Here is a 15660-nt window from a genome sequence, read left to right on the forward strand (position 1 = left end):
AAAATATATTGTATACAATCTACGTTTTCAAGTGTGACTCGGAGCATATTTATGTTGGTCAAGGATGAAACAAAAAAGGAAAGGATCGCCGTGATAGGTGCGGGGATTATTGGCTTATCAATTGGATTGAAGTTGCAGCAGCAAGGTTATCAAGTCACAATTTTTGATCCCAATGGCGTGGGGAATGGATGCTCTAAGGGAAATGCAGGTCATATCGCGACTGAGCAAATCTTCCCTCTTGCAACGCCAGCGCTGCTTCCACAATTACCTAAAATGCTGCTAGATCCCAAAAGTCCGGTTTCGATCCGTTGGCAAGATATTCCAAGCACTATCGGGTGGATGATTCGTTTTCTATTACAAACAAAGCCATCAGCCGCGGAGCAGGCAAAAAACGCGATTAAAACTCTTAACGAGCGGTCAGTGGCAAGTTGGCGTGGCGTGCTTGATTCAATCGGAAAAGCGCATCTAATAAAAATGAATGGTTCATTGCTCACTTTTGAAAACGAGAAACTGTTTAAAGACTACCAAAGTACGCTTAACTCACTGGCCAAAAACGGTGTGGCGTATCAAGTTTGGACGCAAGAGGCGATTCGAAAGCGGATACCTGATCTCAGCCATAAGGTTCGTGTCGGCGTCTTTTTTCCCGATACAGGACATACGCTAGACCCTTATCAGATCTGTGTTGAGCTAAGTGAAGCTTTTGAAGCTCTTGGCGGTAAGATTTTACAAAAAGGTGTATCTGCGTTGGAGAAAAATGGTGATGTGTTGGTTGAGTCTCAAACACATTCATTTGACCGAATCATCGTTGCCGCTGGTGTACATTCTAAGCCTTTGATATGGCAGCTAACCGGAGTCAAAGTGCCTATTCAAGCCGAGCGTGGTTATCACCTAATGGTGGATGACAAGCGTGATGTACTGCCATTTCCTATTAGCTCTGCCGATAGAAAATTCATCATGACTCCGATGTCTGGCGGGCTACGCTTGGCAGGCACTGTTGAGTATGCCGATGTAGAATCACCACCCAATATGAAACGTTCAGAAATGCTTTTTCAGTTAGGTGATGAGATGTTTGAATCGGAGTTAAATCCACTCAAGCAAGGAGAAAAGTGGATGGGTAATCGGCCTTCAACAGTCGACTCGTTACCGGTTATTGATAGCATTTGGGATGGAAATGTATTACTGGCATTTGGCCACCAACACCTTGGATTAACTCAAGCGGCGATTACGGCAGATCTCCTTTTAGAGCTTATCGAAGGAAAGCCGACATCGATTGATCTATCACCTTTTTCATTACAACGATTCGCCTGAAAAATTTAATATTAAATATTGTATAAAATATATTAAATGCTAATGTTAACTTAATTTTAACAAAAATGGTGTCCAACAGCCGTACTCGGATGCCTCCAGAAAAACAACCAAAAGGAGTAAAACATGTCACGAATGACCAAAGCACCATTGGCGCTGTTGATTTCAGGAATGCTGTTGGGGGCCTCTGCTTATGCTGAAGACAAATTGACGGTCGTATCTTGGGGTGGTGCATTCACCAAGAGCCAAGTGGAGGCATATCATAAGCCTTTCATTAAAAGAACAGGTGTTGAGATCGTATCCGAGGATTTCAGCGGCGGATTAGCTGAAATTAAAGCACAGGTGGAAGCGAACAACGTGCGCTGGGATTTGGTTTCTCTCGACAAGCCAGACATTGTTCGTGGTTGCGCCGAAGGGTTACTAGAACCAGTGAGCCCAAGTATTTTGCCTCCGGGCGCAGATGGAACACCAGCACAAGAGGATTTCATTGATGGTGCGATTCACGAATGCGCAATCAATACCATCGTTGTGTCCACAGTATTAGCGGTGAACGAAGACGCGTTTAAAGGTAAGGCTTTGCCTAGCAAGTTGACCGATCTTTTTGACCTAAAAACTTTTCCAGGTCGACGTGCATTGCAAAAACAACCTCAGGGCAATCTTGAGTGGGCACTATTGGCTGATGGTGTAAAGCCAGAAGAGGTCTACAGCCTGCTCGAAACCGAAGCGGGGCGTGAGCGTGCTTTTGCTAAGTTGGATACGATCAAATCAGAAGTGCTGTGGTGGACAACAGGTGCCCAGCCACCTCAAATGCTTGCAGACAAAGAAGTGGTGATCGCCTCGGCGTTTAACGGCCGAATTCACAATGCCCGTAAAGATGAAGGTCAACCATTTCGGATTATATGGGACCGTCAAATGGGTTACATGAATGGATGGGCGATACCTAAAGGGAGTGAGAACACAAAGCTTGCATTGGACTTCATTGCTTTTTCTTCAGGAACAAAACCATTAGCTGATCAAGCTAAGTACGTTGCCTATGGGCCTACGCGTAAGTCGTCTTCGGCGGAGGTGAACCCAGACATTTTAGCGAACCTTCCTACCGCACCTCAAAACTTCCAAACGGCCTTCCTGATTAACGATGAATGGTGGTCAGACTACGCGGATGAACTCAATGAAGAGTTCAACACCTGGCTGCTTAACTAGGCGTTAATTTTTGTGTGGGGCCGAGTTTTCATCCATAAGCGAGGTTCCGTACTTTTCCTCAACTGTATTTATGTTTTCGGAGAAATGATGAAAGTCATCGAAGCACAGCAAGTCGCGCAATGTTTAACAATGAAGTCTCTTATTGAAACGATGCGTGAAATGTACTCGCGGCCAGCAACAATACCTCAACGCCGAGTCATGCCCTTAGAAGAGGGAGAATACGAGGCGTTTGCGCTACTTCCAGCTTGGAACCGGGAGTTGATTGCGGTGAAAGCCTTTACGTATTTCCCGCATAATCCCGAGCAAGGCAAAGATACGCTTGCATCTAAGCTGCTTGTTTTCAGACGAAACGATGGTGAGCCGCTCGCACTCGTGGACGGTAAAGTTTTAACGTTTTGGCGCACCGCCGCAGCTTCTGCGTTGGCAGCGGACTATTTGGCGCGTCCCGATGCTGATCGTCTGTTGATCTGCGGAACGGGCAATCTTGCGCCTTATTTTGCGTGGGCATACGCTGCGGTTCGCCCACTTAAGCAGGTTTATATTTGGGGGCGTAACTCAGACAAAGCCGAGGCGACGGTAGATGCCATTGTGTCATCTTCAGAGTATCAGTCGCTTCCTGATGAGCGTCGGTTCCGTGTTTCAGTCGTAGAAAATGTGGACCACGTTATCAAACACGTTGACATCATCAGCTGTATTACTGCATCAGCAGAGCCTTTGTTTAATGGCGCAGACGTGCAGCCGGGCACCCATATTGATTTGGTCGGTAATCATGACTTGGACAAGCGTGAATGCGACTCTAAAGCAGTGCAACGAGCACAGGTGTATGTTGATAGCCGTATTAATGTATTAGCCGAAGCGGGCGATCTTCTCATTCCAATTCAAGAGGGCGTATTCACGTCAGACGATATCAAAGGGGAATTACCGCAGCTTTGCGCCCAACAAATCTCAGGACGTCAAAACGATGAGGTCATTACTTTATACAAATCAGTTGGCAGTGCTTTGGCTGATTTGGCCGCTGTAAAGGCGGTGTTGTTAGAAAATGGCATAGATAGCCATGTCTGAGCATTTTCGCTCGTTCATTTAAATTGCATACAATATACATATAAGGAAAGTAGTTCATGAAAATTGATTGGAAAGGTGTTTATCCGGCGGTCAGTACGCAATTTCGTCAAGATCAGTCAATTGACTTAGACGCAACGCAAACCGTTATAGACAACCAGATTAAAGATGGTGTGAATGGCATTATCTGCTTGGGTACTGTCGGTGAGAACTGCGCGTTGTACCCGGAGGAGAAACGCCAGGTTTTGCAAGCGGCAAAAGAAGTCGTAAATGGCCGTGTGCCTTTGATTGCTGGTACAGCAGAGCCTATTACCACAGCAGCTGTTGATTACATGCAGGATGCGTACAAAATTGGTATCGATGGTTGTATGGTGATGCCTGCCATGGTTTACCGCACGTCTGAGAGCGAAACGTTCGAATATTACCGCACGCTAGCAGAAGCAACGCCAGAAATGCCAATCATGATTTACAACAACCCGGTTGCTTATGGTGTCGATGTAAACCTCGATATCATGGCGAAACTGGCTGAGTTTGAAAGTATTGTAGCTATCAAAGAGTCGACCACTGATACTCGTCGTATCACCGAGCTTTACAATAAATTTGATGACCGCTTTACCGTGTTCAGTGGTGTTGATGACATCGCTCTTGAATCATTGATGCTAGGTGCGACCGGCTGGATTTCTGGTTTAACCAACGCATTCCCAGAAGAGTCCGTTGCGATTTATAAACTGGCAAGCCAAGGTCGTTATGCTGAAGCGTTAGAGATCTACCGTTGGTTCTTACCCCTACTGCGTTTAGACACCATTCCTACGCTGGTTCAGTGCATAAAATTGGCCGAGCAAGTCTGCGGACGTGGCTCTGAACAAGTTCGTGCGCCACGCCAACTCTTACAAGGTGAAGAGCGTCAACAAGTCATTCAAATGGTTGAACATGCGTTAGAAACCCGCTTAGACCTATCCAAATACAATCTGTAATTGTGCTGTTTAGTAGAGCGTTAACTGACGCTCTACTCATTCGTAATATTCAAAAAATGAGAAGAGGGAAGTCATGAGCACGGAAAACAAGGACTATGTCAGCTTTCAACACGTTAAGAAAACCTACGATGGCACGAATTTGGTGGTGAAAGACTTCAACTTAGATATTACTCCTGGAGAGTTCGTTACTATGTTGGGGCCGTCAGGATCGGGCAAGACCACTTGCTTGATGATGCTAGCAGGCTTTGAAACTGCGACCGGTGGAGACATTTATATCGATGGCGTTCCTGTCAATCATCTCGCGCCGCACAAGCGCGATATTGGTATGGTGTTTCAAAACTATGCGTTGTTTCCACATATGACCATTGCTGAGAATCTTGCGTTTCCTTTAAAGGTGCGAAAACTCGACAGTGACACGATTCAAAGCAAAGTTCAGAGTGTATTAGAAATTGTCGAGCTTGAGCATGTTGCGACTCGATACCCGAAGCAGTTATCAGGTGGTCAACAACAGCGTGTTGCGTTAGCGCGAGCATTAGTGTTTGAGCCTAAACTCGTGTTGATGGATGAACCACTAGGCGCGTTAGATAAGCAGCTGCGCGAGCAAATGCAGATGGAAATTAAACATTTGCATGAAAAGCTTGGCATTACCATTTTGTATGTGACGCACGATCAAGACGAAGCTCTCACTATGTCCGACCGTATTGCGGTTTTTAATCACGGCGAAGTGCAACAACTCGCGACACCAACCGAGCTTTATGAATCTCCGAGTAATACGTTTGTTGCGCAGTTTATCGGAGAAAACAACCAACTCTCAGGTTTAGTCAAAGAGTGGAACGGAAAGTATTGCCAAGTGCTCGTTGGGAAAGAGTTATTTACTGCGAAACCTGTCAGAGTCTCTGAGCAAGGGCAGAGAACAACACTTTCCATTCGACCAGAAAAGATTGTTATTCAACCAGAGAAAGCGTCTTGTGAGAACCAAGTCTCGGGCGTCCTACGAGAATTGATTTATCACGGTGATCATTATCGTCTGGTCGTCGAAGTAGAGAGCGTTGGTCACTTCATCGTTAAAGTACCTAACGATAATCGTAAACACTTGCAGTTAACGCCTGGCTCAATTTGTCGTATTGGTTGGCAAAGTGACGATTGCCATGCTCTTGATGGGACACAAACTCAAAGTAGCGAGGTAGCAGCATGAGTCGAGAGCTAACCGCATTAGATTCTGTATTGGAAATCGAACGCCAAGTTCATGAGCAAGAAACCAATTTGAAAGCGCAGTTGCAAAAGGCCGAGCGCCGAAAAAAGCTTCGCTCCATTATGCTCACAACGCCATTGGTGTGTTTTATTCTGCTTACGTTTGCTTTTCCTATCCTCGACATGCTTTATCGAAGCGTGGATAACCGAGAAATATCCCTGTCACTACCACAAACTATTCAAGCCTTAGAAAGTTGGGATTATCAAGGTCAGCCTCATCAAGAAGTCATTGAGGCATTCTCTGTTGAAGTACTTGCGCTTTATCAAAGCAAAGAGCTGCCGAAAATAGCCAACCGGATGAATATTGAAGAGTCTGGTATGCGCAGTTTACTCATGAAAACCGGCAGAAAGTTGTCTCGTTTGACGTCGCTGCCGAGCTCGGTGACACAGTTGGCTAAGCTGGATAAGCGATGGACTAATCCTAAATATTGGGCGGCGTTTAAGAATCTTAGTGGCGCATTAACATTCAGTCATTATCTTGCAGCGCTAGACTTGCAAGTGAATGAGTTTGGAGACATTGAGCCCCAACCAGAAAAACGCCAAATATACGTCGACCTTTTCTTTAAAACTTTTTGGATGTCTATTTCAATCACCTTAATTTGTTTGGTGATGGCGTACCCCGTTGCTTACCTGCTTGCCAATTTACCTGATAAGCGCGCGAACTTACTTTTAATTATTGTGCTGCTGCCATTTTGGACATCATTGTTAGTCAGAACCACGTCTTGGATTGTTCTGCTGCAAAACCAAGGGGTCATTAATGATCTCCTTATTTGGTCGGGTTTTACTTCTGAGCGAATTCAGATGATTCACAATACCTTCGGAACGGTGGTGTCTATGGTGCACATTCTGTTGCCTTTTATGATCCTGCCTCTGTATAGCGTAATGAAAGGAATTAGCCCAACTTATTTCCGTGCCGCTCGTTCTCTAGGCGCGACGCCTTTCATTGCGTTCATCAAAGTTTATATGCCGCTTACGTTACCGGGGATAGGTGCGGGGGCTTTGCTTACTTTCATTCTTTCTATTGGTTTCTACATTACACCCGCTTTGGTTGGTGGAAGAAGCGGACAGATGATCTCCAATATGATTGCCTATCATATGCAGACATCACTGAACTGGGGGATGGCTGGCGCATTGGGTGGACTGCTTTTGTTCGTTGTACTGGTTCTGTTTTATATGTTCAACCGTGTGGTTGGCATTAACAACCTTAAGGTAGGGGGATAACCATGGCATTACCAAACTATGCATCAAAAGTAGAGCGAGTTGCTTACGCAGGTTACTTAGCTTTTTGTGGGGTGGTGCTGTTCTTTTTAATCGCTCCAATTCTGACCATCATCCCGTTATCGTTTAATGCAACGCCTTACTTTACTTTTACCGAGGGGATGTTAAACCTTGATTCGGAAGCGTATTCTACTCGCTGGTATCAAGAAATGTTTACTAGTGATCAGTGGCTGTTGGCGCTGAAAAATAGCACGTTCATTGCTTTTATGGCGACACTCGTTGCAACAGGGCTGGGAACTCTGGCGGCGTTGGGTTTAGCCAGTAGTAATTTGCCTTTTCGCAATACGATTATGGCGCTGTTGATCTCACCCATGATCGTACCAGTCATTATCTCTGCTGCTGCGATGTACTTTTTCTACACGCGCCTTGGCTTGTCACAAACTTATCTAGGCGTCATTTTGGCACACGCTGCTTTAGGTACGCCTTTTGTCGTCATTACCGTTACTGCGACGTTAAGCGGCTTTGACCATAGCTTGGTAAAAGCGGCGGCTAGCTTAGGAGCAAACCCTGTTTATACTTTCAGACACATTACCTTTCCGCTGATTCGTCCGGGGATGATTTCTGGCGGCTTGTTTGCTTTTGGCACTTCGTTCGACGAGGTTGTGGTGGCGTTATTCCTGACTGGGGCAGAACAAAAAACCGTTCCGAGGCAGATGTGGTCAGGAATTCGAGAGCAAATTAGTCCGACCATATTGGCGGTCGCTACGTTGTTGATTTTTATGTCGGTGTGTTTGCTCGTGACATTAGAAGTTTTACGTAGACGTAATGTACGCATTCGAGGCATTCAAGAATAACCAAACTTTTGCTTTGTTGGTCACTTTGCACTTTTGTTTAGGGGCACCTCAATTTTTGATCAAATGCGCCTCATTGTAGGCGCTTTTCTTTTGTGTTTGTCGTCAGCGATGACTGACATATCACTCTTGTAGCTTAATGCCAGCTTGCTCGAAACGTGCCAAAGACGACTTGTTTGATTGCTGATACCAACTAGCTGGCATGTTTGATTTAAGTCGCGCTTTTTCTTCCTTGCTAATCACAACATAATGCAAAAACGTATCAAGTGTGGTTCCCATCACGTCAAATGTCATTTCCCCATCTTTGCTGATGGCTTTCAATAACCCAACCACGGTTTCCTCAGGGACTAACGATTCAACCACCGCCTTTTTTCGCTCTTTTATTGATGTTGAAGCGCGCAGTTTTGCACGTGCCGTCTCCCAGCAAACTTTGTTGGTTTTACTGACAAGGTTGTGCTTGTAGCAGTAGTAACTGAATAAAAAGCGTGGCAGGTTTTGCCAGCGTTCGGCTTGGACTTCTAACCAAAGGTGTTGTAGCTCAATATCAGCGTCGGTCATAGGAGTTGTTTAGCAAAAAGAAAAGAAACCATTTTATAGCTTTTGTGAGGAGCAATAAAAGATATTTGAATGGAAAGATAAACAACTAGTTGATCAATATTACTAAAGCAAATCGATTTCTGGCAAGCTCGTGCAACGGCAACTCGAGTACCAAAAACTGATACCGCCACATCTATTTGTTAACAAAATGTTTCTTCTTGTCTTGCGAGTAGATTATATGGAGATGCTCTTGCAGTAATAAGGGCAGTGGCGATGCAAAAGACGTAATGCATCTAAGGAAAACTCAATATAGAAGAAATTAGATGGAACTGAAGATTTTGAGTGTCGCGATTGCGACAACATTAACCAGCACTGGCGTATTTGCGTTAAGCGAGCCAGTTTCTCAAGTTACAGAGCAACATGCACATTCGGCTCATACACACGGTGTTGAATCCAATCGAGTTGAATACCAACCAACCGCAACTCTCCCTATTCAGCCCTCCAAGGCAACTCGAGTACAGTCACTTGAAAGCCTTGATGAGTCGAGCACTGCTTGTGATTTGGAAGCATTGGTTACCGAAAGCAGTAACCAATTGATCAGCGAAATTTTAAGTCAGGGCGCGACGTGCGTGAACCAGTTATTCTCTGCTGAAAGTCGGGTTCAGGAGTCGGTATTTAGCTCCGATCATATGTACAACATCGCTAAGCACACTACGACCTTGGCGAAGGGTTATATGGGTGGCGGGAGCGATGAACTAGAAACGTTGTTCTTATACTTACGCGCGGGTTATTACGCCGAGTTTTACAATGACAACATCTCATTTATTGAATGGGTCACACCAGCGGTGAAAGAATCCGTGGATGCGTTTGTTAATAACGCAAACTTCTATGAGAACAGCGACCGTCACGGCAAAGTGCTTAGTGAAGTCATCATCACTATGGATAGTGCGGGCTTGCAGCACGCGTACTTACCGCAAGTGACCCAGTGGCTTACACGTTGGAATGATCAATACGCCCAGCACTGGTATATGCGCAATGCGGTTAATGGTGTTTTCACTATTTTGTTTGGTGGGCAGTGGAACGAGCAATTTGTGCAAGTAATTGGTAACCAAACAGACCTTGCCAAAGCTTTAGGCGATTTTGCTCTGAGGGCGTCATCAATCGGTGCTGAAGATGAGTTTATGGCCGCGAATGCGGGGCGAGAGCTCGGGCGTCTGACCAAGTATACGGGTAACGCGAGTTCTGTTGTGAAGAGTCAGCTGAGTCGAATCTTTGAACAGTATGAAATGTATGGTCGGGGTGACTCGGTTTGGCTTGCGGCGGCGGACACCGCTTCATATTACGCAGATTGTAGTGAGTTCGGAATTTGTAATTTCGAAACTGAGCTAAAAGGCTTAGTGCTATCGCAAACTTATACTTGTAGTCCAACAATTCGAATATTGTCCCAGAATATGACACAAGAGCAACACGCGGCCGCATGTTCTAAAATGGGTTACGAAGAGGGTTACTTTCATCAGTCATTAGAAACGGGTGAACAACCAGTAAAAGATGACCACAATACTCAGCTCCAAGTCAATATCTTCGATTCAAGCACCGATTATGGTAAGTACGCAGGGCCAATTTTCGATATTAGTACTGACAATGGCGGTATGTACTTGGAGGGCGATCCTTCCCAGCCGGGGAATATTCCCAACTTTATTGCTTATGAAGCCTCTTATGCGAACGCGGATCACTTTGTCTGGAACTTAGAGCACGAATACGTGCATTACTTAGATGGTCGATTTGATCTCTATGGAGGGTTTAGTCATCCAACTGAAAAAATAGTGTGGTGGAGTGAAGGCATTGCAGAGTATGTCGCTCAAGAAAATGACAACCAAGCAGCACTTGAGACGATTCTAGACGGCTCGACATATACCTTAAGTGAGATTTTCGAGACTACTTATGATGGGTTTGATGTCGATCGAATTTATCGTTGGGGGTACTTAGCTGTACGTTTTATGTTTGAAAATCATAAAGATGACGTAAACCAAATGCTGGTGGAAACACGCCAGGGGAATTGGAGCAATTACAAAGCAACGATCACCCAATGGGCGAATTTATATCAAAGTGAGTTTGAGCAGTGGCAGCAAGCCCTTGTCTCAAATGGTGCACCTAATGCAGTCATAACCGCAAACAGTAAGGGGAAAGTCGGTGAAAGCATTACATTTAGCAGTGAAAACAGTACAGACCCAAACGGGAAGATCGTCAGCGTCTTATGGGACTTCGGTGATGGCTCGACAAGTACACAAACCAAGCCGACGCACCAATATGGGAGTGAAGGGGAGTATTCGGTCAGCCTAAGTGTGACAGACAGTGAAGGCTTGACGGCAACCGCCACTCATACTGTTGTTATCTCAGCGTTGGGCGGTAATGACACATTGCCACAAGACTGCGCGGTGCAAAGTAAAGTAAGCGGTGGACGCCTAACAGCAGGAGAGCCCGTTTGCTTGGCAAATCAACAAACCATTTGGCTGAGCGTGCCAGCGGTGAATGAGAGCTCAAATCTGGCGATAACGACGGGGAACGGTATGGGCAACCTAAAGCTTGAATACAGTAACTCTGGTTGGCCGGATGGTGCTAATCTTCACGGGTGGTCAGATAATGATACGTACTAGTTGGCAAAAGTGTTCAACTAAGCGTTCTTGATTGATGTGTGTCATTAGATGTCTCTTTTTCTGATCGAGCGTGAAGCCTTGTGGCTCGGCTCGATAGGGAACAGAGCACCACTTATGGCACAGTTACTTTTGAATAAAACTGAGGTGAATCAATAAAGGGGTATCCATGACACGATTCTGACCGATGAGCCTTTCGAACTGTATGAAGCGTCACGAAATATTACTTTTGATGTTTTGCAGGATCAAATGAATAAATCGGATAGAGATAGGGTGCAATAGACTTTCCATCCCCTTTTGCTTTTTGAGCTACGTTGCCAAGATAAAATGCCAAAGTAACAACTTGTTTACATTTTATGTGGTGGCGTAAAGCCGAAAATATCAATCTAATATATTGAAAATAAGCAGTTTGTTTGATGTTTACGAAAGTGGGTTCGACGTGCTCTCTGTGTGTAACATATATTTTACAATTATGCGTAAAAATCGCCAAGATAAAGATTTCTCCCCACGTATTCCAATTTCTCAAGACCTGCGCCAAGTTAGAAAAATAAGTCCAAACAAAAGCTACTGAGACAAGGAGAAAGTCATGGTTGATGCATATAACCCACTAGGAACAGACGGATTTGAGTTTGTTGAATATACCGCTGCTGACAACAAAGGCATTCAACAGCTTAAAGATCTGTTTATATCGTTAGGTTTTGCGGAGATTGCAAAGCATCGCTCAAAAGAAGCGTGGTTATATCGACAAGGTGACATTAGCTTTATTGTGAATGCGCAGCCGCATAGCCAAGCTGAGGGATTCGCCAAAGTTCACGGTCCGTCGGTTTGTGGCATGGCATTTCGTGTGAAAGACGCCACCGTTGCTCTGGCGCATGCGTTAGAGAATGGCGGTAAAGAATATAAAACGGAAATTGGGCCGATGGAGCTTAGCATTCCTGCTATTTATGGCATCGGTGAAAGCTTGCTTTATTTTGTCGATCGTTATGGAAAGCAGAGCATTTATGATGTCGATTTTCGTTTTTATGATGATGCTGATGAGCGTTTATCAAAAGCGAATGTTGGTCTTTACGAAATCGACCACTTAACGCACAACGTTAAGCAAGGCAACATGGATGTCTGGTCAGGTTTCTATGAGCGCATTGGTAACTTCCGCGAAATTCGTTATTTCGATATCGAAGGTAAGCTGACTGGTCTTGTCAGCCGTGCGATGACCGCACCTTGCGGCAAAATCCGAATTCCTATCAATGAGTCGTCAGATGATAAATCACAGATTGAAGAGTTTATCCGTGAATACAATGGCGAAGGTATTCAACACATCGCATTGACCACTGACGACATCTACGAAACGGTCAAAACCTTGCGTGAGCGAGGCATGGACTTTATGCCAACACCAGATACTTATTACGAGAAAGTCGATCAGCGTGTTGAAGGCCACGGCGAAGATGTAAGCAAGCTTCGTGATTTGCAGATTCTTATTGATGGTGCGCCAACGAAAGATGGCATCTTGCTACAAATCTTTACTCAAACCGTTATCGGCCCTGTGTTCTTCGAAATCATCCAACGTAAAGGCAATGAAGGCTTTGGCGAGGGTAACTTCAAAGCGTTGTTTGAATCGATAGAAGAAGACCAAATTCGCCGAGGAGTATTGAGCGATGCATAAATGGATCACATTCCCTCATCGGGAGGGAGTGTGCTCTAAACAAGCACATGCTGACTTCCCGGAAGAGGCAATTTATGAACGTGAGGCAGGTCGAAGTGGCTTCTTCGGCCCCGCAACACATTTTCATCATCAACATGCCCCAACGGGGTGGTCTGAGTGGGAGGGCGAGCTACGTCCACGAGCGTTTGATTTTAATCTAGTCGAAAAAGCCAGCCATATTACCCCTTGGGCAGTCCCGCATCTATTACACAACGCGAATTGTAAAGTTCGTGTTTGGCGTATGGATGAAAAAATGGACTTCTTGGTGAGAAATGCAGATGGCGACGAACTGCTATTCATCCACCAAGGTACGGCAGATCTCTACTGTGATTATGGTCATTTGAAAGTGAGCGAAGGGGATTATGTCATGATCCCGCGCTCAACGAGCTGGCGTTTAGAACCAAGCGAGCCGATGTTCATTCTGATGATTGAAAACACCGATGCGGCTTATACATTGCCCGAAAAAGGCATGGTTGGAAACCACGCGGTGTTTGATCCGGCGGTTTTAGAAACGCCGTCGATCAACGATCAGTTCCGTGCTCAATATTCTGAGAATCAAACACAGGTTCAGGTGAAACGCTACGATAAAGTCAGTGTTATCACTTACCCATTCAACCCGCTGGATGCGATTGGGTGGCATGGTGATTTGGCGGTAGTAAAAGTGAACTGGCGTGATATTCGTCCACTTATGTCACATCGTTACCATTTACCGCCTTCTGCACATACTACATTTGTAGGAGCAGGATTTGTGGTGTGTACCTTCGTTCCTCGTCCAATTGAAAGTGATCCTGGAGCGCTCAAAGTACCGTTCTACCACAACAATGACGATTATGACGAAGTCTTGTTCTACCATGCAGGTGATTTTTTCAGCCGTGACAACATTGAAGCAGGCATGGTGACATTCCATCCAGCAGGATTTACGCATGGTCCTCACCCGAAAGCATTCAAAGCAGGGCGAGAGCATAAGAAGACTTTCACCGACGAAGTTGCGGTCATGATTGATACGCGTCACGCACTTCAGTTTTCGGATGAGCTGGAAAAAGTAGAAAACAAAGAATACGTCTATAGCTGGCAAGAGAAGTAAGAGGCAAGGATGAAATTAGCAACCAAGAAAAATGGCACTCGTGACGGTTTGTTGATGGTCGTGAGCAAAGACTTAACGCGCTGCGTACCAGCGACAGAAATTTTCCACCCCATGAACTTAGCACCGACGATGCAGGTGGCACTTGATAACTGGGATACGCTAGCACCGCAACTGGAAGAGCTATACGTTGCACTGAACAATGGCACGGTTGCAGGGTATGAAGAGTTTGAAGCGCACTACTGCGAGTCGCCGCTTCCTCGCGCTTATCAGTGGGCTGATGGCAGTGCTTACGTAAACCACGTTGAGTTGGTTCGAAAAGCTCGCGGCGCTGAAATGCCAGAGAGTTTTTGGACGGATCCGTTGATGTACCAAGGAGGCTCTGATGCCTTTATTGGTCCTTGTGACAACATCGAGTTTGCGAGTGATGAATGGGGTATTGATTTCGAAGGTGAAGTGGCTGTGGTAACAGGTGACGTACCAATGGGCGCGAGTGTTGCAGAGGCTCAGGAGTCGATTCGTTTGATCATGCTGGTGAATGATGTCTCACTGCGTGGGCTAATTCCCGCAGAATTAGCTAAAGGGTTTGGTTTTTTCCAATCTAAACCTTCTTCTGCGTTTTCTCCTGTGGCAGTAACACCAGACGAACTAGGCGATGCGTGGTACGAAAACAAAGTGCATTTACCATTGGTCTCGACCTACAACCACAAGCCGTTTGGTCGCCCGAATGCAGGTATCGATATGACGTTTGATTTCGCAGACTTAATTGTTCACGCGACTAAAACGCGCCCGCTATCTGCTGGGGCGATTATAGGCTCAGGTACGGTATCCAACAAGCAGGGAACGGAACATGGCACTTCTATTGAAGAAGGTGGCGTTGGCTATTCATGTATCGCGGAAGTTCGCATGATTGAAACCATTCGTGATGGTAAGCCGTCGACTAACTTCATGTCGTTTGGAGATTCAATTAGATTGGAAATGTTCGATGCGGATGGCAACAACATATTCGGCTCGATTGACCAACAAGTTAGCCAATATCTCAAGCACTAACAATGCTGGTTGGGAGACGATATGAGCGATAGCATGATTTTATACGGATACTGGCGATCATCGGCGGCGTATCGTGTGCGTATTTGCTTGAATCTTAAAGAGTTATCGTATGATTCAAAATCGGTACACTTGGTGCGCAATGGTGGCGAACAACACAGTGACGAGTACCATGAGTTAAACGCTTCTGAACTGGTTCCTTTGCTGGTGGATGGGGAGGTTCAGTTAACCCAGTCACTGGCGATCATTCAATACTTAGAAGAACACTACCCGGATGTCACTGTGATCCCCGAGCAAACGCCGCTTCGATACCAAGCGCTAGCTTTGGCTCAGGATATTGCAATGGAGATTCATCCCCTGAATAACTTAAGAGTTCTACAGTATTTAGAGTGGGAGCTAGCTTGCGAACCAGAGCGCAAAGTCGCTTGGATTCATCACTGGATCCACAAAGGTTTTACAGCATTAGAAGAGAAACTTCAGAAGCATCGTAAACTAAATGGTGATTGCAAGTTTAGCCTGACAAGCTCGCCATCTATTGTCGATATTTGTCTGGTACCACAATTTTATAACGCACAACGCTTTGGTGTAGATACCTCTCTTTATCCAACCATTAACGCTGTTGTGCAGTCATGCAATCAACTGCCAGCTTTTATTGATGCGATGCCAGAGAATCAGCCAGACGCTAATAGTTGATTCTTAGCATACATAATGTATTAACAAAATTTAAACGAGCCAATCCAAGTGTGTGATTGGCTCGTTTTTATTGGTGAGCAAAATTTTCTGTTTC

Annotated in this window: 12 protein-coding genes and 1 pseudogene; 12 read left to right on the forward strand and 1 reads right to left on the reverse strand. The window is 45.4% G+C overall.

What is annotated here, in order from left to right:
* Positions 1–51 precede the first annotated feature (51 nt).
* The 7 genes from R7F67_RS11865 (at position 52) to R7F67_RS11895 (ending at position 7861) form a co-directional block, all read left to right on the forward strand.
* Complete coding sequence (locus R7F67_RS11865) at positions 52–1308, forward strand: NAD(P)/FAD-dependent oxidoreductase (protein ID WP_033905157.1); 1257 nt, start codon at positions 52–54, stop codon at positions 1306–1308.
* Between the two features lie 123 nt (positions 1309–1431).
* Complete coding sequence (locus R7F67_RS11870) at positions 1432–2505, forward strand: polyamine ABC transporter substrate-binding protein (protein ID WP_318057191.1); 1074 nt, start codon at positions 1432–1434, stop codon at positions 2503–2505.
* Positions 2506–2592: 87 nt separating this feature from the next.
* A complete protein-coding gene (locus R7F67_RS11875) occupies positions 2593–3567 on the forward strand; it encodes an ornithine cyclodeaminase family protein (RefSeq protein WP_213973378.1) in 975 nt (324 codons plus the stop codon).
* Positions 3568–3623: 56 nt separating this feature from the next.
* Positions 3624–4538 (forward strand): dihydrodipicolinate synthase family protein, encoded by a 915-nt coding sequence (locus R7F67_RS11880; protein WP_213973379.1) that lies wholly within the window; start codon positions 3624–3626, stop codon positions 4536–4538.
* Positions 4539–4611: 73 nt separating this feature from the next.
* Positions 4612–5733, forward strand: coding sequence for an ABC transporter ATP-binding protein (locus R7F67_RS11885; RefSeq protein WP_213973380.1), 1122 nt, complete (start codon positions 4612–4614; stop codon positions 5731–5733).
* A complete protein-coding gene (locus R7F67_RS11890; RefSeq protein ID WP_047100695.1) occupies positions 5730–7010 on the forward strand; it encodes an ABC transporter permease in 1281 nt (426 codons plus the stop codon). Before R7F67_RS11885 ends, R7F67_RS11890 begins: the two co-directional genes overlap by 4 nt.
* A gap of 2 nt (positions 7011–7012) precedes the next feature.
* Entirely contained in the window at positions 7013–7861 is an 849-nt protein-coding gene (locus R7F67_RS11895) for an ABC transporter permease (RefSeq protein ID WP_054576453.1), read from the forward strand.
* A gap of 120 nt (positions 7862–7981) precedes the next feature.
* Here the strand turns inward: R7F67_RS11895 and R7F67_RS11900 are convergent, their stop codons facing one another.
* The gene (locus R7F67_RS11900; protein ID WP_005389745.1) at positions 7982–8416 is read right to left on the reverse strand and encodes a hypothetical protein; all 435 of its coding nucleotides are present in this window, start codon (positions 8414–8416) and stop codon (positions 7982–7984) included.
* A 302-nt stretch (positions 8417–8718) separates the two neighbouring features.
* On the opposite strand from R7F67_RS11900, the pseudogene R7F67_RS11905 reads away from it, so the two are divergent.
* The 5 genes and pseudogenes from R7F67_RS11905 to maiA all read left to right on the forward strand — a co-directional run.
* A pseudogene (locus R7F67_RS11905) lies at positions 8719–11037 on the forward strand (collagenase); the annotation flags it as partial.
* Between the two features lie 595 nt (positions 11038–11632).
* Positions 11633–12706 (forward strand): 4-hydroxyphenylpyruvate dioxygenase, encoded by a 1074-nt coding sequence (gene hppD / locus R7F67_RS11910; protein ID WP_005377835.1) that lies wholly within the window; start codon positions 11633–11635, stop codon positions 12704–12706.
* Positions 12699–13829 carry a homogentisate 1,2-dioxygenase gene (locus tag R7F67_RS11915; protein WP_186584309.1) on the forward strand — a complete coding sequence of 377 codons (1131 nt, stop codon included), beginning with the start codon at positions 12699–12701 and terminating at the stop codon, positions 13827–13829. Before hppD ends, R7F67_RS11915 begins: the two co-directional genes overlap by 8 nt.
* A 9-nt stretch (positions 13830–13838) precedes the next feature.
* A complete protein-coding gene (locus tag R7F67_RS11920) occupies positions 13839–14876 on the forward strand; it encodes a fumarylacetoacetate hydrolase family protein (protein ID WP_025766743.1) in 1038 nt (345 codons plus the stop codon).
* A gap of 21 nt (positions 14877–14897) precedes the next feature.
* Positions 14898–15566 carry a maleylacetoacetate isomerase gene (maiA, locus tag R7F67_RS11925; protein ID WP_318057192.1) on the forward strand — a complete coding sequence of 223 codons (669 nt, stop codon included), beginning with the start codon at positions 14898–14900 and terminating at the stop codon, positions 15564–15566.
* Positions 15567–15660: the final 94 nt, after the last annotated feature.

This window comes from Vibrio sp. YT-17 (assembly GCF_033337375.1).
Taxonomy (GTDB): domain Bacteria; phylum Pseudomonadota; class Gammaproteobacteria; order Enterobacterales; family Vibrionaceae; genus Vibrio; species Vibrio alginolyticus.